Annotated in this window: 19 protein-coding genes; 9 read left to right on the forward strand and 10 right to left on the reverse strand. The window is 72.4% G+C overall.

The genetic code is table 11. The features are described 5' to 3' along the window. The 8 genes from EST54_RS20845 to EST54_RS20875 form a co-directional block, all read right to left on the reverse strand. Positions 1-371 (reverse strand): rhodanese-like domain-containing protein (locus EST54_RS20845; protein ID WP_129249155.1); only part of this gene is annotated, 371 nt, incomplete at its 3' end. After that, positions 368-910 carry a cupin domain-containing protein gene (locus tag EST54_RS20850; protein WP_129249156.1) on the reverse strand — a complete coding sequence of 181 codons (543 nt, stop codon included), beginning with the start codon at positions 908-910 and terminating at the stop codon, positions 368-370. The genes EST54_RS20845 and EST54_RS20850, both read right to left, overlap by 4 nt. A 76-nt stretch (positions 911-986) precedes the next feature. Beyond that, on the reverse strand, positions 987-1073 hold the full coding sequence (locus EST54_RS36065) for a putative leader peptide (protein WP_338059684.1): 87 nt from the start codon (positions 1071-1073) through the stop codon (positions 987-989). Beyond that, positions 1066-2874 (reverse strand): FAD-dependent monooxygenase, encoded by a 1809-nt coding sequence (locus EST54_RS20855; protein WP_129249157.1) that lies wholly within the window; start codon positions 2872-2874, stop codon positions 1066-1068. The genes EST54_RS36065 and EST54_RS20855 overlap by 8 nt, the downstream gene beginning before the upstream one ends. A 214-nt stretch (positions 2875-3088) precedes the next feature. Next, entirely contained in the window at positions 3089-4024 is a 936-nt protein-coding gene (locus EST54_RS20860) for an amino acid ABC transporter permease (protein WP_129249158.1), read from the reverse strand. A 76-nt stretch (positions 4025-4100) separates the two neighbouring features. After that, positions 4101-4748 carry an amino acid ABC transporter permease gene (locus EST54_RS20865; protein WP_129249159.1) on the reverse strand — a complete coding sequence of 216 codons (648 nt, stop codon included), beginning with the start codon at positions 4746-4748 and terminating at the stop codon, positions 4101-4103. Between the two features lie 138 nt (positions 4749-4886). Then, positions 4887-5798: a glutamate ABC transporter substrate-binding protein gene (locus EST54_RS20870; protein ID WP_239012696.1), complete on the reverse strand. Its 912-nt coding sequence runs from the start codon at positions 5796-5798 to the stop codon at positions 4887-4889. Between the two features lie 55 nt (positions 5799-5853). Continuing rightward, positions 5854-6639, reverse strand: coding sequence for an amino acid ABC transporter ATP-binding protein (locus EST54_RS20875; RefSeq protein WP_129249160.1), 786 nt, complete (start codon positions 6637-6639; stop codon positions 5854-5856). A gap of 275 nt (positions 6640-6914) precedes the next feature. Here EST54_RS20875 and EST54_RS20880 point away from each other — a divergent pair, with 275 nt between their 5' ends. The 3 genes from EST54_RS20880 to EST54_RS20890 all read left to right on the forward strand — a co-directional run bounded on the left by EST54_RS20880 (position 6915) and on the right by EST54_RS20890 (position 9495). Further along, positions 6915-7643 carry a response regulator transcription factor gene (locus tag EST54_RS20880; RefSeq protein ID WP_129249161.1) on the forward strand — a complete coding sequence of 243 codons (729 nt, stop codon included), beginning with the start codon at positions 6915-6917 and terminating at the stop codon, positions 7641-7643. Between the two features lie 16 nt (positions 7644-7659). Further along, positions 7660-9075 carry a sensor histidine kinase gene (locus EST54_RS20885; protein WP_129249162.1) on the forward strand — a complete coding sequence of 472 codons (1416 nt, stop codon included), beginning with the start codon at positions 7660-7662 and terminating at the stop codon, positions 9073-9075. A gap of 216 nt (positions 9076-9291) precedes the next feature. Further along, a complete protein-coding gene (locus tag EST54_RS20890) occupies positions 9292-9495 on the forward strand; it encodes a cold-shock protein (RefSeq protein WP_006602702.1) in 204 nt (67 codons plus the stop codon). A 105-nt stretch (positions 9496-9600) separates the two neighbouring features. Here the strand turns inward: EST54_RS20890 and EST54_RS20895 are convergent, their stop codons facing one another. After that, entirely contained in the window at positions 9601-10596 is a 996-nt protein-coding gene (locus EST54_RS20895; protein ID WP_129249163.1) for a TAXI family TRAP transporter solute-binding subunit, read from the reverse strand. A 374-nt stretch (positions 10597-10970) separates the two neighbouring features. Between EST54_RS20895 and EST54_RS20900 the strand changes: the two genes are divergently transcribed. The 3 genes from EST54_RS20900 (at position 10971) to EST54_RS20910 (ending at position 13930) form a co-directional block, all read left to right on the forward strand. Further along, the gene (locus EST54_RS20900; RefSeq protein ID WP_129249180.1) at positions 10971-11513 is read left to right on the forward strand and encodes a DoxX family protein; all 543 of its coding nucleotides are present in this window, start codon (positions 10971-10973) and stop codon (positions 11511-11513) included. Positions 11514-11611: 98 nt separating this feature from the next. Continuing rightward, positions 11612-13126 (forward strand): tRNA (N6-isopentenyl adenosine(37)-C2)-methylthiotransferase MiaB, encoded by a 1515-nt coding sequence (miaB, locus tag EST54_RS20905; RefSeq protein ID WP_129249164.1) that lies wholly within the window; start codon positions 11612-11614, stop codon positions 13124-13126. Positions 13127-13219: 93 nt separating this feature from the next. Beyond that, positions 13220-13930: a class III extradiol dioxygenase subunit B-like domain-containing protein gene (locus EST54_RS20910; RefSeq protein ID WP_129249165.1), complete on the forward strand. Its 711-nt coding sequence runs from the start codon at positions 13220-13222 to the stop codon at positions 13928-13930. 103 nt (positions 13931-14033) lie between these two features. Here the strand turns inward: EST54_RS20910 and EST54_RS20915 are convergent, their stop codons facing one another. Then, on the reverse strand, positions 14034-14525 hold the full coding sequence (locus EST54_RS20915) for a hypothetical protein (RefSeq protein ID WP_129249166.1): 492 nt from the start codon (positions 14523-14525) through the stop codon (positions 14034-14036). A gap of 185 nt (positions 14526-14710) precedes the next feature. Between EST54_RS20915 and miaA the strand changes: the two genes are divergently transcribed. The 3 genes from miaA (at position 14711) to dapF (ending at position 17336) form a co-directional block, all read left to right on the forward strand. Further along, on the forward strand, positions 14711-15649 hold the full coding sequence (gene miaA, locus EST54_RS20920) for a tRNA (adenosine(37)-N6)-dimethylallyltransferase MiaA (protein ID WP_129249167.1): 939 nt from the start codon (positions 14711-14713) through the stop codon (positions 15647-15649). Between the two features lie 108 nt (positions 15650-15757). Beyond that, positions 15758-16285, forward strand: a complete 528-nt coding sequence (locus EST54_RS20925) for a hypothetical protein (RefSeq protein WP_129249181.1) — start codon at positions 15758-15760, stop codon at positions 16283-16285. Between the two features lie 175 nt (positions 16286-16460). Further along, positions 16461-17336, forward strand: coding sequence for a diaminopimelate epimerase (gene dapF / locus EST54_RS20930; RefSeq protein ID WP_129249168.1), 876 nt, complete (start codon positions 16461-16463; stop codon positions 17334-17336). Positions 17337-17500: the final 164 nt, after the last annotated feature.

Consider the following 17500-nt stretch of genomic DNA (forward strand, 5'->3'; position numbering starts at 1 on the left):
ACCCCCAACCCCGCCCCCCGCCAAGCCTGGAATCCGCCTGCCAGGTCGGTTGCCCGGTGCAGGCCCAAGTGGCGGAGGGACAGGGCCGCGAGGCTCGATGCGTAGCCCTCGTTGCAGATGACGACGACCCGCAGGTCATGGTGTGTTGCCTCCGGGGCGCGGTGTTCGCCCGTCGGGTCGAGCCGCCATTCCAGCTCGTTGCGCTCCACGATCAGCGCGCCGGGGATGGTGCCGTCCCGTTCCCGCAGCTCCGCGTAGCGGATGTCCACCAGCAGTCCGCCGGCCTCCTGGACCGCGGCAGCCTCCTGGGGCCCGACCCGGTGCCCCAGTTCCCGCCGGGCCCGCGCCAGCAGCTCGTCGACCGCGCTCATGTCCACTCCTCCGGCTGCTCGACCGCTTCGACCCGCAGGACCGCCCCGGTGCGGCTGTAGCGGCGCATCAGCGGCAGCGGCGGGTAGTAGGCGTGCACCGACACCGCATGGGTGTCCTGGGAGGTGTTGAGCACCTGATGCACATGGTGCGGGCCGAACGCCCGGCCGCGGCCGTCGCCGAGCCTGCGCTCACGGTCCACGCCCTCGGCAAGTTCCAGCGTCGTCCAGCCCTCGGTGGGCAGCGGGGCGGCGAGCGACTGTTCCGTCAGCTCACCGGAGGCGGCCGCGAAGGCGCCGTGCGAGCCGCCGTGGTCGTGCCAGCCGGTACCGGTGCCGGGCGGCCAGCCGATCAGCCACGCCTCGCTGCCGGCCGGCCCGGCCAGCCGGCTCCAGGTACGGCCTTCGGGGTCGAGCGGGAGCGAGGCGATGAGCGCCGGGTCCGCGGCGCTGCGGCGGACGAAGTCGAGGAGTTCGGCTGCGCTCGGTCCGCCGTCACGGTCGGAGGCATGCGGGTGCGCAGGGGTACGTACGTCGGGCACGGAAACCGTCCTGAATGATCGCGAAGAGGCGCGGCTGCCGGGCAGAGGCGGGCGGCCGCGCGGGAGAAGAAGCGGATCAACAGGAGGGACGACACATGCAGCCCGCATAGCGGACCAGGTCGAGATGGACCCTCCGCCAGAATCGCGAGCTGTGTTCAGTCATTCTCGGAGTGAAGCATGGAGGTTCCCACAGGGTCAACAGCGGAACCCTCGCCCTCCTCGGCTCCGTTGCCGCCGGACGCCGCGGAGTTCCCGGTTCCGTCGGACCGCGGGGACCGGCCCGCCGCGACCTGCCGTCCGTGTGCCCCGCCCCGTACGGCGTCCGCGCAGGCGGCCATGTCGGCCGGGCGGACACCGGACAGGGTGGTGACCAGATGGCCGTCCGGCCGGACCAGCAGCACGGTGTGGGCGGCCGCGCCCGGATAAGCCTCGGTGACCAGGATCTCGGCGTCCATCGGCAGCGCCTCGACCGCTTCGGCCAGACGGGGCATCAGGCCCGCCGACTGCCAGTGCCGCCGGTCCCAGACGCCGGTGCCGGGCGCCACCAGCACCACCAGCAGGCCGCGCCCGAGCCGGTCGCGCAGCCGGACCACCGAGCCGTCGGACGCGGTCACCGCCACATCCGCGACCGGTGCGCCGGGCAGCGTCTCGACAGGCGGCCCGCCGGTGTGCTCGGCGGGTGGTGCCAGCGGGGTGCGGGCGTAGACCGGGGGTGCGCCGAGGGGGCCGCGGCCCAGGTGGCCGTCGGTCAGCAGGGTGCTGCGGCCGCGCACCGCGCCGGGCAGGACGGTCCGCCAGCGGGCGGCGCCGCCGTCCCGGAGCAGCGGCAGCGCCTGGTCGGCGGCGCGCAGCCGGGCCGCGACGGCGCCCCGGCGCTCGGCCTGGTAGCTGTCGAGCAGCAGCTCGGAGGCGCCGTGGTGCCAGGCCAGGCCCAGCTTCCAGGCGAGGTTCTCGGCGTCCCGCAGGCCTTCGTCCAGGCCCTGGGTGCCGAGCGCGCCCAGCAGGTGCGCGGCGTCCCCGGCGAGGAAGGCCCGGCCCTCCCGCCAGCACCGGGCCAGCCGGTGGTGGACGGTGTGCACTCCGGTGTCGAGGAGTTCGTAGGGCGGGACCTGCCGGCTGTGGCCGCGGCCCCGTGCGGGCGGCCCGCCGCCCCCGTCGCCGGTCTCGTCGGCAGTGTCCGCCGGGGGGTCGGTGGTCCAGCCGGCCAGGGAGTCGCGGATCCGGGCGACCAGGGCGTCCGGGGTGACCAGTTCCCGGCCCGGCGGCAGCAGCCAGTCCAGCCGCCAGACGTGGTCGGTCAGCGGCCGGGCCGAGACCTCGCTGCCCGGTCCGCCGCCGTGCCGGGTCGGCGAGCGGTGCAGCAGGGCCTCGCCGGGCCAGGGGAGTTCGCAGCGCAGCGCGGCCACCGCATGCCGCTCCACGGCCGTCCGGCCCGGGAAACGGATGTCGAGCAGTTTGCGGACGGTCGAGCGCGGGCCGTCGCAGCCGATGAGGTAACTCCCGCGCCACCAGGTGCCGTTGGGGCCGCGGGTCTGGGCGCTGATGCCCTGCCCGTCCTGTTCGAGCGCGGCGAGCCGGCTGCCGGTGACGACCTCGGCGAGTTCCTCGTCGGCGAGTGCGGCGCGCAGTGCGCGGGTGAGCGCGTGCTGGGGGAGGTGCAGCGGGGACGCGGCGGTGGGGGCGGCCGGGCCGTCCGGGGCGAAGGCGACGCGTTCCAGCAGACGGCGGCGGCGCATGGTGCGCCAGGCCGTCCAGCGGGTGCCCGCGGTCTCCAGGGCGGCGGCGCAGCCGATCCGTCCGACGAAGGCGGCGGTGTCCGGGCGGAGCACGGCGGTGCGGGCGGGCCGGGTGTCCTCCTCGCCGGTGGTCTCGTCGAGGACGACGGTGGGGACGCCCAGACGGGCGAGGGCGAGCGAGAGGGAGAGGCCGACCGGGCCGGCCCCGACGACGATCACCGGGTCCACGGCGCAGCTCCCCGGGGCCGCTGGTACGTACGGGTCAGGCGGGAACTGGCAGTTGGAGCCCGGTGCGCGATCACACAGAGTATGCAACCCACTGCGGCCGCTCGCGTCAAGTGACGGAGGCGGTGGCGCCGGTGCCACCGCCTCCGGAGGGTCTCTTCCCGGCCGCGACCCGCCGTCGTGCCGTCAGGGCCGGCCGGGGTTCACGGACGGAGCCTCACTCCTGCTTGGCCGCCGGGCCGCCGGGGACCGCGTCGGCCACCTCCATCGCATCGGCGGCCGCCACCGGCTCACCGGCCGACGCCACCTCGATACCGGTCCCGGCGCGGCGGCCGCGCCGCTCGATCCAGTTGGCGAGGGAGGACAGCGCCAGGCACATCCCGACGTAGATGCTGCCGGTGACGATGATGACCGGGACGTAGGTGTCGTTGCCGTTGACGATGATGTTGGTGCTCATCTGCCGGGCGGTGAAGAGCAGTTCCTCGAAGGTGATGATGTAGCCGAGGGAGGTGTCCTTCAGGGTCACCACGAGCTGGCTGATGATCGTCGGCAGCATCGCCCGGACGGCCTGCGGGATCAGCACCGTCATCATGACCTGCGTCTTGCTCATGCCCAGCGCGTAGGCGGCCTCGCGCTGCCCCGTCGGCACGGCGTTGATGCCGGCCCGCAGCACCTCGGCCTGCACCGCACCGTTGTAGACGGTCAGCCCGATGACCAGCGCCCAGAACTGCGGCTGGCTGCCGGTGAGCCCGAGGCTGTCCCGGTTGGCGAGCAGGGTCACCCACACCGCGTAGATCGTGATCAGCAGCGGGACGGCGCGGAAGAGCTCGATGAAGCCGGTCGCCAGCCAGCTGACCGGCTTGTGCTCCGAGAGCCGGGCCACCGCGAGCAGCACGCCCAGCGCCAGCGACAGCACCGCCGCCACCGCGAAGACCTGCAGTGTCGTCAGGACGCCGTCGCGGATGCCGGTGCGCACACCGGCATTGTTGAAGATGTTCCAGACCTCGGGTTCGAGCTGGCCCCGGCTGTTCAGCCGCAGGAAGGCGAACGCGATCAGCCCGAGCACCGCGAGGGAGCCGAGGACGGAGTAGACGCGGTTGCGCGCCTTCGCCTTCCGTCCGGGGACGTCGTAGAGAACGCTGGCGCCGCTCATGCCTTTACCTCGCTTCGTTCCGCCCCGCCGTTGTGCGGCGCCCACGTCGTACCGTTCGCTCTGCCGCGTCCGCCGCTCATCGGGCGACCCCCATCCGGCGCTCCAACAGCCGGAAGAGACCGCTGATGGAGAAGGTGATGACGAGGTAGCCGAGCGCGGTCCACAGGAAGATCCAGGCGACCGTGTATCCCTTGTCGTTGAGCAGCTTGGAGACGCTGAACAGCTCCGGGAAGCTGAAGGCGCCGGCGATCGCGGAGTTCTTGGTGAGCGCGATCAGGATGCTGCTCAGCGGGGCGAGCACGGTGCGCGTGGCCTGGGGGAGCACGATCAGGCGCAGCGTCTGGGCGAAGGTCATACCGATGCTGCGGGCGGCTTCCGCCTGGCCCAGCGGCACGGTGTTGATGCCGGAGCGCACCGCCTCGCACACGAACGAGGAGGTGTAGAAGCCCAGCGCCAGCGTGGCCAGCACGAACGGGCTGGCGCCCTGGAAGAGGATCTGCGGCACGACGAAGAACGCGACGAGGAACAGCAGCGTCAGCGGGGTGTTGCGCAGGACTGTCACCCAGGCCGTCCCGAAGGCGCGCAGCGGCGGAATCGGAGAGACCCGGAAGCCGGCTATGAGCACGCCGAGCACCAGGGCGAGCAGCCCGCTGGACGCGGTGATCTCCAGGGTTCCGAGGAATCCGGCGCGGAACTCGGGCAGATAATCGAGGAGTACGTTCATGGGGTCTCCGCGGTAGCGGTCATCAGGTCGGCGGCGGGGGACGGCCCGGGGGCCGGGAAACGGGTGACGACAGCGCGCCCCGTACACCCGCCGCGGCGGGCGTACGGGGCGGCGCAGTCAGAAGAGAAACCGGAAGCCTCAGTACCGCGGCAGCGGGGTCTCCGGGGCGACGTACTTCGAGCCCGACTTGCCGAGCGTGCCTTCGTACGCCTTCTTGTAGTCGCCGTTCTTGATGTGGTTCTCCAGGGCCTTGGTGATCGCGTCACGCAGGGCCTTGTCGTCCTTGTTCATGCCGACGCCGTAGGGCTCCTTGGTGAACGGCTTGCCGACGACCCGGAGCTTCTCGGGGCGCTGGGCGGCGTAGCCCTTGAGGATCGCGTCGTCGGTGGTGACCGCGTCGGCGCCGCCGTCCAGCAGGACCTTCACGCAGTCCGAGTACTTGCCCAGCTCGGTGGTGTCGGCGCCGTACTTCTTCTTCTTGATCTCCTGGAGCGGGGTGGACCCGGTGATCGAGCAGACCTTCTTGCCCTTGAGGGAGTCCGGCCCGGTGACGCTCTTGTCGTCCTTGCGCACCAGGAGGTCCGCGCCGGCCGTGTAGTACGGGCCCGCGAAGCCGACCTGCTTCTTGCGCTCGTCGTTGATGGTGTACGTGCCGACGTAGTAATCGACGTCGCCGTTGGAGATGGTGGTCTCGCGGACGTTGGAGTCGATCGTCTTGAACTGGATCTGCTTCGTGGAGAAGCCCAGGTCGGCGGCGACCATCTTGGCGATCTCGATGTCGAAGCCGGAGTATGTGCCGGTGCCGGGGTCCTTGAATCCGAGGAACGGCTGGTCGGCCTTGACGCCGATGACGATCTTCTTGGCCTTCTGGGCCTTCTTCAGCACCGGAGAGTCGATCTTCGGGGCGGCGGCGACCTTGTAGTCCTTGCTGAATACGTCGCCGCCGGCCGGCTTGTCGCCCGCCGTGCCCGACTCGCCGCCGCAGGCGGTCGCCGTCGCCGCCAGCGCGAGCACCATGGCACCGGCCGCAGCAGTCTTACGAATCCTCATGGTGAACATCCTTTGGTTCAACAAGTGGTGGCAATGAGGTGGCCCAACTGCGGCCTCAGTGATGGAGGATCTTCGACAGGAAGTCCCTGGCGCGTTCGCTGCGCGGGTTGTTGAAGAACTGGTTCGGCTCGGCCTCTTCGACGATGCGGCCGTCCGCCATGAAGACGACCCGGTTCGCCGCGGAGCGCGCGAACCCCATCTCATGGGTGACCACGATCATCGTCATGCCGTCCCGGGCGAGCTGCTGCATGACGTCCAGCACCTCATTGATCATCTCCGGGTCCAGCGCGGAGGTCGGCTCGTCGAACAGCATCACCTTCGGGTCCATGGCCAGCGCGCGGGCGATCGCCACGCGCTGCTGCTGACCGCCGGAGAGCTGTGCGGGGTACTTGTCCGCCTGGGTGCCGACACCGACCCGGTCGAGCAGCGCGCGGGCCTTGTTCGCCGCCGCCGCCTTGTCGGTCCTGCGGACCTTGGTCTGCCCCAGCATCACGTTTTCGAGCACCGTCTTGTGCGCGAAGAGGTTGAACGACTGGAAGACCATGCCGACATCGGCGCGCAGCCGGGCCAGCTCCCGGCCCTCCTGCGGCAGCGGCTTCCCGTCGATCGTGATGCTGCCGGAGTCGATGGTCTCCAGGCGGTTGATCGTGCGGCAGAGCGTCGACTTGCCGGAGCCCGAGGGCCCGATCACGACGACGACCTCACCGCGGTTGATCGTCAGGTCGATGTCCTGGAGCACGTGCAGCGCGCCGAAGTGCTTGTTCACGTTGTCCAGCACGACCAGCCGGTCCGCTGCGGGCGCAGGACCCCCGGCGTTCTTGGTCACCGATACTTCGCTCATCGGCGGGTAGCTCCGTCCTCCTCGATTGGGGAGGACCCTAGTAATGCCCCGCGACCAGCGTCATTAGTTCTGAGGGGAACTTGAGCATAACGATCCGGCCTCAGGCGGACACGGTGAGTGAAGCCGACGCCGCGTAGAGATGTCGTCACGATATGCCACGGGAGTACCGGCTGGGTAACGGATGGCGGCGCGGAGGTGGCCGCCTCTTGACGCGCACACCCCCCATCGCCGTAGATGCCCTGTGGCCTGTACGCACGCACCCGGGAGGAGGTCCGATGAGACTGCTGCTCGTCGAGGATGACGAACACGTCGCCGCGGCGCTGTCCGCGGTGCTCGCCAAGCACGGCGTGGCCGTCGTGCACGCACGCAACGGCGAGGAGGCGCTCAAGGCCCTGCTGCCCGACCACGCCGAGCCGTTCGCGGTGGTGCTGCTCGACCTCGGGCTGCCCGACCAGGACGGTTTCGAGGTGTGCGGCCGGATCCGCAAGATCTGCGCCACCCCCGTCATCATGGTCACCGCCCGGGCCGATGTGCGCTCCCGCATCCACGGCCTCAACCTCGGCGCGGACGACTATGTCGTCAAGCCGTACGACACCGGTGAGCTGCTGGCCCGTATCCACGCGGTGAGCCGGCGCACCGCGCCCGGCGGCGCCGAGCAGCCGGTCGACGAGGGCGCGGCCGACGACGCGCTCCGGCTGGGCGCCGTCACCGTCGAACTCCCCACCCGCCAGGTGTCCGTGGACGGCACGGCGGTCCCGCTCACCCGCAAGGAGTTCGATCTGCTGGCCCTGCTGGCGCAGCGCCCCGGTGTGGTCTTCCGCCGGGAGCAGATCATCAGCGAGGTGTGGCGCACGAGCTGGGAGGGCACCGGCCGGACCCTGGAGGTGCACATCGCCTCGCTCCGCGCCAAGCTGCGGATGCCCGCGCTGATCGAGACGGTGCGCGGCGTCGGCTACCGCCTGGTCGTCCCGGCCGCCGGGCCGCCCGCCGCCCCGGCCTCCTGAAGGCCGCCGCGGTCACGTGCGCACCCGCCTCCTCCCGCTGCTGATCGTCCTGATGGCCGCCGTGCTGCTCGCGCTCGGCTTCCCGCTCGGTGTCATCACCGCCGGTGTGGAGCAGCAGCGGGTGGTCGTCGACCGGATCGACGACGCCGCCCGCTTCGCCTCCCTCGCCCAGTTCGTCACCGCCCGCCCCGCCACGAACGCCCGGGACAAGACCCCCGAGGAGGACGAGCGGCTCGCCACCCTCGGCACCGAACTCGCCCGCTACTACAGCCTCTACGGCATCCGCGCCGGCGTCTTCTACCGCGATCACACCACGATGGCCGCCGCCCCCGCCGGGCTGTCGGTACCGCACGACGGCGAGGCCGCCCAGGCCTTCCGCGAGGCACTGGCCGGCCGCCGCTCCCACGACCCGCACCAGATCTGGCCCTGGGACGACGCCGGCCGCATTCCGGTCGCCTCACCGGTGATACGCGACGGGGATGTCGTCGCCGTCGTCGTGACCGACTCGCCCACCGGGCAGATGCGTGCGCGGATCCTGCGCAGCTGGCTGCTGATCGCGGCCGGTGAGTGCGCGGCCATGCTCGTCGCCGTCAGCGCGGCCTTCCGCCTCACCGGCTGGGTGCTGCGGCCGGTACGGATCCTGGACGTGGCGAGCCACGACATCGCCACCGGGCGGATGAACGCCCGGGTCGCCGCCACCGCCGGACCGCCCGAACTGCGCCGCCTGGCCCGCTCGTTCAACGAAATGGCCGACCATGTCGAGGACGTCCTGGAACAGCAGCGCGCCTTCGTCGCCGACGCCTCCCACCAACTGCGCAACCCGCTGTCCGCGTTGCTGCTGCGCATCGAGCTGCTGGCACTCGAACTCCCCGACGGCAACGCGGAGATCGCCGCGGTCCGTACGGAGGGCAAGCGGCTGGCCCGCGTCCTGGACGATCTGCTCGGCCTCGCGCTCGCCGAACACTCCGACGCCGACCTCCAGCTCACCGATGTCGCGGCGCTGGCCGCCGAACGCGTGGACTCCTGGCGCCCGTTGGCCGACGCCAAGGGCGTCCGCCTCACCTACGAGGGGCAGAGCGCCGTCACCGGCTGGGCCGACCCGGTCGCCCTGTCCAGCGCCCTGGACGCCGTCGTCGACAACGCCCTGAAGTTCAGCCCGGAGGGGCGCCCGGTGACCGTCGGCGTCGCCCCGGACGGCGAGCGCGTCCAGGTCACCGTCACCGACCGCGGCCCCGGCCTGACCGACGAGGAACTGGAGCGGATCGGTGACCGCTTCTGGCGCAGCGGCCGCCACCAGAACGTCTCCGGCTCCGGGCTCGGCCTGTCGATCACCCGCGCCCTGCTCGCCGCGGGCGGCGCCACCATCACCTACGCCCCGCATCCGCCGCACGGACTGAAGGTCACCGTCACGATGCCGCGCACCGCCCCGTGACCGGGTGCCCGCCTGACGGGCGGCGGCTGCCCGCGCGTGTGCTAGCGTGAGCCGCGTTGCAGTTGTGGTACCCATGATGAACTTTGTGCGCGCCCGGAAGCTGATGGCTCCGGGCGTTCCTTGTTTTCCGGACCTGTTCCGGTGTGGGGCAATCATCTCGGCGACAAGGAGGCCGCGCGGTGCGGTCTCCGGTTTGCCCCATGAACGGAGAAAAACATGGCTTCCGGCACCGTCAAGTGGTTCAACTCGGAAAAGGGCTTCGGCTTCATCGAGCAGGACGGCGGCGGCCCCGACGTCTTCGCCCACTACTCGAACATCGCCGCCCAGGGCTTCCGTGAGCTGCTCGAGGGCCAGAAGGTCACCTTCGACGTGACCCAGGGCCCGAAGGGCCCGCAGGCGGAGAACATCGTCGCCGCCTGACGCCCCGCGCGTCCCACGACGGGGCCCGCACCGGCCTGACCGGTGCGGGCCCCGTCGTGTGCCCGGCGGCCCGGCGGGGAGGCCGCGTGCCGCGCCGCCGCCTTCTCAGGGCTTCTGGGACACGTAATAGCGCCGGGCGCCCTCGTGCAGCTCCAGCGGATCGGTGAAGACCGCCGTCCGCAGGTCCACGTTCTGTGCGGCGTGCACCTGGCGGCCGATCCAGTCCCGGCTGTCGATGACGGTACGGGTGATCCCCTCGGTCAGCGCGGCGTCCTCGCGGTCCGTGGTCACCAGCAGGTTGGCCACCGCGATCGTCTTCACCGCCTCGCCGCTCTGGGCCATCGGGTAGGCATCGGCGGGCATCACCGCGGCACGGTAGTAGCGGGTGCGCTCGCCCTGCCGGTGCAGCGCCTCGCTCAGATCGCCGAGCTGGACCAGCCGCACCGGGAACCGCTGTGCCAGATGCTGCACCGCCGTCGTCGGCAGCCCACCGGACCAGAAGAAGGCATCCAGCTTGCCCTCCTCCAGCAGCTTGGGCATCCGGTCGATGCCGACCCGCACCGGCACGATGTCCGTGTCGAAGTCCAGCCCGGCCGCCTCCAGCAACCGCCGGGTGATCAGCTGTACGCCGGAGCTGTCGGCCCCGACCCCCACCCGCAGCCGCCGCAGGTCCTTCGTCGAGCGCACCGACGACTTCTCCGGCACCACCAGCTGCATGTAGTCGTCGTACAGCCGCGCACAGGCCCGCAGCCGGTCCGCCCCCGGCTCGCCCCTGACCTGGTACGCGGCGACCGCGTCCGCCGTCGCGATGGTGAATCCGGCCCGCCCGGCGACCAGCTGCCGCAGATTGTCGATCGAGCCCTCGCTGCGGGTCAGCCGCAGATCCACCTCCGGCAGGTCATGGGCAAGATCCTGCTTCAGCAGCTCGCCGTAGCGCGCGTACACCCCGGTCGGCACGCCCGTCGCCATCGTCACCCGCCCACCGGGGGAAGGTGAACTGCCCATCGACAGCAGCCACCACAGCAGCAGCCCGAGGGCGACCGGTGCCGCGAGCGCCGCCAGGAGGGAGCGGCGGCCGAGGCGGGGGAGTGCGGGGACCATGGGCGGGATCCTGCCAGCACTCCGGCGGGAAAGGGAGGGGTGGGGTGCGGTCCGCGGAAGCCACCGCTGTGCGGGCCTCCCGGCGGCGGGCGCCTCGCGGCGGTCGGGGGCGCATTCTCTCCCCACTTGCGGAAGTCCGCATGCGTAGAAGGATCGGTTGTAGCGCTGTGGAGGGGCAGTCCGCTTTCCCCTTCCACCGTTTCCCGCCTTTCCGCGCGTCTGCGGATTAGCGGTTCCACGCAGCGGGGACCCGGCACGTCCCCACCGCGCGCCAGGCGGCGCGCAGTCCCTGACCGTCCCCCACCATGAGCGCACCGGCGCCGGTGTCCGACACCGCGGCCCCATGGCGCGCCGGTGCGGGAAGCGACACCCTCATGAAACCGCTCACCGAGCTGCGGCCGGACATCCGGGCCCGGCCCGACATCCACCGTCCACCTCCGCTCGGCGCCGATATCGGCCTGCTCGCTCTCCGCCTCACGGTGGGGCTGATCATGGCCGGGCACGGCGCCCAGAAGCTCTTCGGCCTCTTCGGCGGCCAAGGTATCGCCGGCACCGGCAAGGGATTCGCGGCACTCGGCTACCACCCCGGCGACTTCTACGCCGGCCTCGCCGGCGTCTCGGAGTTCGCCGGCGGCCTCGGTCTCGCGGCCGGGCTGCTCACGCCCCTGGCGGCCGCCGCACTGGTCGGGGTGATGATCAACGCCATGGTCATCGGCGCTCCCCAGGGGCTCTGGGCGCTCGGCGGCGGCATCGAGTACCCGCTGACCATCGCCGTGGTCGCGCTGACCGTCGCGGCGACCGGACCCGGCCGCTTCGCGCTCGACCGCCCCTTCCGCTGGCGGGACGGCGGGCTGCGCTGCGCGGCCTTCGCCCTGGGGGTGGGCGGCATCGGCGCCGCCATCGTGCTGGCCCTGTGAGGCGCCTGCGGTCCGGGCCGGCGGCACGTGCCCCGTGCTCCCCGCCGGAGGCCTCACCGGCGTCCGGAGCAATGCCGGGCACCGCCTACCCTTGAGGCATGACCAGCAGCGACCGGAGCCAGGCAGTGGGCGTCAACAGAAGCTACGAGATCCGCACCTACGGGTGCCAGATGAACGTCCACGACTCCGAGCGGCTCTCCGGCCTGCTGGAGGAGGCCGGATACGTGCCCGCGCCCAAGGACGGCGAGGGCGCCGACGTCGTCGTCTTCAACACCTGCGCGGTGCGGGAGAACGCCGACAACCGGCTCTACGGCAACCTCGGTCAGCTCGCCCCGAAGAAGGCCGCGCGGCCCGGCATGCAGATCGCCGTGGGCGGCTGCCTCGCGCAGAAGGACCGGGACACCATCGTCAAGAAGGCCCCCTGGGTCGACGTGGTCTTCGGGACGCACAACATCGGCAAGCTGCCGGTCCTGCTGGAGCGCGCCCGCGTCCAGGAGGAGGCGCAGGTCGAGATCGCCGAGTCGCTGGAGGCGTTCCCCTCGACGCTGCCCACCCGGCGGGAGAGCGCCTACGCCGCCTGGGTCTCCATCTCCGTGGGCTGCAACAACACCTGCACCTTCTGCATCGTGCCCGCGCTGCGCGGCAAGGAGAAGGACCGCCGGCCCGGCGACATCCTCGCCGAGGTCGAGGCGCTGGTCGCCGAGGGCGTCAGCGAGATCACCCTGCTCGGCCAGAACGTCAATGCCTACGGTTCCGACATCGGCGACCGCGAGGCCTTCAGCAAGCTGCTGCGTGCCTGCGGAACGATCGAGGGCCTGGAGCGGGTCCGCTTCACCTCACCGCACCCCCGTGACTTCACCGACGACGTCATCGCCGCCATGGCCGAGACGCCGAACGTCATGCCGCAGCTCCACATGCCGCTGCAGTCCGGCTCCGACCGGGTCCTGAAGGCGATGCGCCGCTCGTACCGCCAGGAGCGCTTCCTCGGCATCATCGAGAAGGTGCGCGCCGCGATGCCGGACGCCGCGATCTCCACCGACATCATCGTCGGCTTCCCGGGCGAGACCGAGGAGGACTTCGCGCAGACGCTCCACACGGTCCGCGAGTCCCGCTTCACCCAGGCCTTCACCTTCCAGTACTCCAAGCGCCCCGGCACCCCCGCGGCCGACATGGAGGGCCAGATCCCCAAGGCCGTCGTCCAGGAGCGCTACGAGCGCCTGGTCGCCCTCCAGGAGGAGATCTCCTGGGCGGAGAACAAGAAGCAGGTGGGCCGCACGCTGGAGGTGCTGGTCGCCGAGGGGGAGGGCCGCAAGGACGACGCGACCCACCGGCTGTCCGGCCGGGCCCCCGACAACCGCCTCGTGCACTTCACCCGTCCCCAGGAGCCGGTCCGGCCCGGCGACATGGTGACGGTCGAGGTGACCTACGCCGCCCCGCACCACCTCCTGGCGGAGGGCCCGGCCAAGGCGGTGCGCCGTACCCGCGCCGGTGACGCCTGGGAGAAGCGCACCGCCGCCCCGGCGGAGAAGCCCCAGGGCGTACTGCTGGGCCTGCCCACCATCGGCGCCCCGGCGCCGGCCCCGGCGCCCGCGGCCGGCTGCGGCTGCGACTGACCGGCGCACACCGGACACCGCCACAGAGGCGGGGCGGCCCACCACGGCAGGGCACCGAAACCACCTCCGCACCGGGGGCGTTACGCTGCGTGCATGCTCGTAGCCGCCGCCTTCTGCCCCTGTCCGCCGCTGCTCGTCCCGGAGGTGGCCGCCGGCGCCGCACCCGAGCTGGACGCGCTGCGCGCCGCCTGCGTGGATGCGGTCGGCGTGCTCGCCGCGGCCCGCCCCGACCGGCTGGTCGTCCTCGGCCCCGCCGACGAGGCCGGCCAGGGCCCGCACCCGCAGGGCGCCCTCGGCTCGTTCCGCGGCTTCGGGGTCGACCTCGACGTGCCGCTGGGTGCCGCCGAAACCGTGCCCGGACGAGGACTCCCGCCGTCGCTCGCCGTCGGCGCCTGGCTGCTGTCCCGTACGGACTGGGCCGACGCCCCGGTGGAGGCGCTGGGGGTGGCGCGGCCGCTGGCGCGCGAACGGTGTGCGGCGACGGGCCGGGAGATCGCCGCCGCCGCGCCCCGGGTGGCGCTGCTGGTGATGGGCGACGGCAGTGCCTGCCGGACGGTGAAGGCGCCCGGCTACTTCGACGAGCGGGCCGAGGCCTTCGACGCGACGGCGGCGCACGCCCTGGGTGCCGCGGACCTCGCCGCGCTGACCGCCCTCGACGAGGAGCGGGCCACCGGTCTCCAGGCGTCCGGACGGGCCTGCTGGCAGGTCGCGGCGGGCGCGGCCGAGGGCGCGGACCTGCGCGGCCGGCTGCTGCGCGAGGAGGCTCCGTACGGCGTGGGCTACTTCGTGGCGACCTGGTCGTAGCGCGGCACCGGGAGGGTACGGCGACGGCCGCGGGGCGATCCGCCGCGCGGCCGTCGTGCCGTGTGCTGCCGGTCCGGCGGACCGGGTCCGCGCGGGCCTGCCGTCAGTGCCGCGCGCTCTCGCCGGACTCGCTGTCCGCCGCGGCCTGTGCCGACTGCTGCCGGGGAATGCCGGCGCTCTCGCCGGCTTTCTCGCCGCGCGGCCCGTCGGCGGCCGCCGTCTTTCCCGCCGGGTCCCCGGATGCCTCCGGAGCCGCCGCGGCCTCGCCGTCCGCCGCGACCTCGGCCGTGGTCTCGCCTGTGGCCTCGGCGTCGCCGCCGGTGTGCGCGGCGTCCGCGGCCTCCGTGGCGTCGGCGGACTCTGCGGACTCTGCGGCGTCTGCGGACTCTGTGGTGTCCACGGGCTCTGTGGCGTCCGGGGACGACGAGGTGTCCGGGGACGCCGTGGTGTCCTGGGACTCGGTGCTGACCTGAGTGTCCTCGGTGTCCGCCGAAGCCGCCGATTCCGCCGGCTTCTCCGTCGCGGCCGGCACGGCCGAAGCGGCGCTCTCCTCCGTCAACGCTTCGGACTTACGGCGGCGAAACCGCGAAAACACGCCCATAACTGCTCCTACGCTCTTCATGTGGCGACGTCCCGTGCCGCCCGGGGCGGACCGTTGCGCCGCACGCGGGCGCCGGTGCTGCACCGGCTCCCGGGACCTCGCAACAGGCAACGAACCCATTGGTTGCCCGTCACGTCGCTCGTTCGAGAGGGGGGCGTGATGTTTGCGAGACTGACGGGGTGAACACCGCCGTTCCCGCTCCGCGGGTCATCGCCGTCGTCGGCCCCACCGCGGCCGGAAAGTCCGATCTGGGCGTCGCGCTCGCACAACACCTGGGCGGCGAGGTCATCAATGCCGACTCCATGCAGCTCTACCGCGGCATGGACATCGGCACCGCCAAGCTCACCCTGGAGGAGCGGCAGGGCGTCCCGCACCGTCTCCTGGACATCTGGGACGTGACCCGCGCCGCCAGCGTCGCCGAGTACCAGCAGCTGGCCCGTGCCGAGATCGACCGGCTGCTCGCCGAGGGCCGCACCCCGGTCCTGGTCGGTGGCTCCGGCCTGTACGTACGCGGCGCCATCGACGCGCTCGACTTCCCCGGCACCGACCCGGAGGTACGCGCCCGCCTGGAGGCCGAACTGGCCGAACACGGCAGCGGCGCCCTGCACGCCCGGCTGTCCGCCGCCGACCCCCAGGCCGGTCGCGCGATCCTGGCCGGCAACGGCCGCCGCATCGTGCGCGCCCTGGAGGTCATCGAGATCACCGGCCGCCCGTTCACCGCCAACCTGCCCGGCCATGAGGCGGTCTACGACACCTTGCAGATCGGCGTGGACGTCGAGCGCCCCGAGCTCGACGAGCGGATCGCGCGGCGGGTCGACCGTATGTGGGAGGCGGGCCTGGTCGACGAGGTGCGCCGGCTGGAGGACGAAGGGCTGCGCGAGGGCCGTACGGCCTCCCGGGCGCTGGGCTATCAGCAGGTGCTGGCCCAGCTCGCGGGGGAGTGCACCGAGCAGGAGGCGCGCGACGAGACGGTGCGCGCCACCAAACGCTTCGCGCGACGCCAGGACTCGTGGTTCCGCCGGGACCCCCGGGTCCACTGGCTCAGCGGGGCCGCCGACCGCCGGGCGGAACTTCGGGAGCAGGCCCTGACGTTGCTCGAACGACCGGTCACAGCCTGATCACGTCATGGCATCGGGACGCTCCGGCCGTCATCCGGGCTCTTGAGGGCGTGTCATCATCGACCTTCGATCGAGGCGTGCAGTCTGGAGTGGGGAGGGCGCGTGGCAATGGAGGCCGGCCCTCGCAACACAGCGCAGCAACCGGACAGCGGTGCGGAGACGGCGCCGCTGACCGATGACGGTCCGGACACCCGTGACGGTCTGTCCGGCGCCGCCGGCGACCCGCTCACCGACCCCGCGACCCTGGACGACCCCGAGGGCTTCGACGCCGGTGCCGAACGGCCCGGCGAGGGCGGTGAGTCCTTCCGGGAACTGCGCCCGCCGCGCCGGCTGCGACTGTGGCAGCTGGCGCCGGTCGTCGGCCTCGCCGCGCTCGGCTCGCTGATGTTCGCCTTCCCGCTCGCCTTCGAGTTCGGCGGCGACGGCGGCGCGGTGATCGCGATGCTCGGCCTGCTGCTGTGCTGCTGCGCCGCCGGCTGGGGCATGATGGCCGCCCGCCGCGTCCACTACACCTGGCCCGGCCTCCCGGTGCCCGGCTCCGGCGGCCGCGCCGGCTGGCGCGTGGTGCTGATCTACGCCCTCGTGGTCGCCGTCCCGGCGGCGCTGGCGATCTGGCGCGTGGCGCGGCTGCGCTGAGCTGCGTGGCTGGTGGTTTGCCCAGCTCGTTCTTACCCCGGCTAGGTTTTTTCCCCGCCGCCCACCCCCCTTCGGGGGGTGGGCGGGTGTAGAGGGCAGGTTCGGCCCGCGCGGCCACGTCCCACCTCCGCCCCCGCTCCCCCCGCTTCCCCCGCCCTCCCCGTACGATGCCAGGGTGACCAGTACGCAGCGCCTCGCCTTTCTCAAGGGCCACGGCACCGAGAACGACTTCGTGATCGTCCCCGACCCGGACGGCCTGCTCGACCTGTCCGCGAGCGCCGTCGCCAGGATCTGTGACCGGCGAGCCGGCCTCGGTGGCGACGGTGTGCTGCGCGTCGTCCGGTCCGCCGCACACCCGGAGGCGCGTGCCCAGGCCGGCGAGGCCGAGTGGTTCATGGACTACCGCAACGGCGACGGCTCGATCGCCGAGATGTGCGGCAACGGCGTCCGCGTCTTCGCGCGCTATCTGCTGCACGCCGGCCTGGTCGAGGCCGGCGACCTCGCCATCGCCACCCGCGCCGGCATCCGCCGTGTCCACCTCGCCAAGAGCGGCGATGTGACGGTCTCCATGGGCCGCGCGGAGCTCCCTGCGGAGAGCGTCGTCGTCACGCTCGACGGCCGCAGCTGGCCGGCCCGGAACGTGAACATGGGCAACCCGCACGCCGTCGCCTTCGTCGAGGATCTGGCCCACGCCGGCGACCTGCGGGACGTACCGCCGTTCAGCCCAGCGGCGGTTTATCCCGACGGCGTCAACATCGAGTTCGTCGTCGACCGCGGTCCGCACCATGTGGCGATGCGGGTTCACGAGCGAGGCTCGGGGGAGACCCGCTCCTGTGGCACCGGCGCCTGCGCGGTCGCCGTCGCGGCCGCCCGCAGGGACGGACTGGATCCGGCCGACACCGGAGCCCCCGTCACATACACGGTCGATGTGCTCGGCGGCAGCCTGACGATCACCGAGCTGCCCGACGGCACGGTGGAGATGACCGGGCCCGCCGAGATCGTCGCCGAGGGCACCTTCGAGGCCGCCTGGCTGGCCGGCGCGCTCGCCTGACGCTCCCCGCGGCGTCCCGGGTTCCGCTCGCCCGCGAGGAGCGGTTCCGGCCAAAAGTTTCGCTCGAACGGGTGATCCGTATCACTCTGAGCAAGAGGCGAACAGCGCTGCGTGATGGGCTCGATAGCATCAAGCACCGGCCCGGACGTCGGAACCGACGCATC

It is taken from the genome of Streptomyces sioyaensis, from assembly GCF_004122735.1.
Taxonomy (GTDB): Bacteria; Actinomycetota; Actinomycetes; order Streptomycetales; family Streptomycetaceae; genus Streptomyces; species Streptomyces sioyaensis.

Excerpts from the sequence above, each read along its gene's own strand:
- EST54_RS20870 (WP_239012696.1), bottom strand. The coding sequence starts at position 5,798 with ATGAGGATTCGTAAGACTGCTGCGGCCGGTGCCATGGTGCTCGCGCTG.
- EST54_RS20890 (WP_006602702.1), top strand. The coding sequence starts at position 9,292 with ATGGCTTCCGGCACCGTCAAGTGGTTCAACTCGGAAAAGGGCTTCGGC.
- EST54_RS20865 (WP_129249159.1), bottom strand. The coding sequence starts at position 4,748 with ATGAACGTACTCCTCGATTATCTGCCCGAGTTCCGCGCCGGATTCCTC.
- EST54_RS20860 (WP_129249158.1), bottom strand. The coding sequence starts at position 4,024 with ATGAGCGGCGCCAGCGTTCTCTACGACGTCCCCGGACGGAAGGCGAAG.
- EST54_RS20875 (WP_129249160.1), bottom strand. The coding sequence starts at position 6,639 with ATGAGCGAAGTATCGGTGACCAAGAACGCCGGGGGTCCTGCGCCCGCA.
- EST54_RS20910 (WP_129249165.1), top strand. The coding sequence starts at position 13,220 with ATGCTCGTAGCCGCCGCCTTCTGCCCCTGTCCGCCGCTGCTCGTCCCG.
- EST54_RS20900 (WP_129249180.1), top strand. The coding sequence starts at position 10,971 with ATGAAACCGCTCACCGAGCTGCGGCCGGACATCCGGGCCCGGCCCGAC.
- EST54_RS20925 (WP_129249181.1), top strand. The coding sequence starts at position 15,758 with ATGGAGGCCGGCCCTCGCAACACAGCGCAGCAACCGGACAGCGGTGCG.
- miaB (WP_129249164.1), top strand. The coding sequence starts at position 11,612 with ATGACCAGCAGCGACCGGAGCCAGGCAGTGGGCGTCAACAGAAGCTAC.
- EST54_RS20880 (WP_129249161.1), top strand. The coding sequence starts at position 6,915 with ATGAGACTGCTGCTCGTCGAGGATGACGAACACGTCGCCGCGGCGCTG.
- EST54_RS36065 (WP_338059684.1), bottom strand. The coding sequence starts at position 1,073 with ATGACTGAACACAGCTCGCGATTCTGGCGGAGGGTCCATCTCGACCTG.
- EST54_RS20895 (WP_129249163.1), bottom strand. The coding sequence starts at position 10,596 with ATGGTCCCCGCACTCCCCCGCCTCGGCCGCCGCTCCCTCCTGGCGGCG.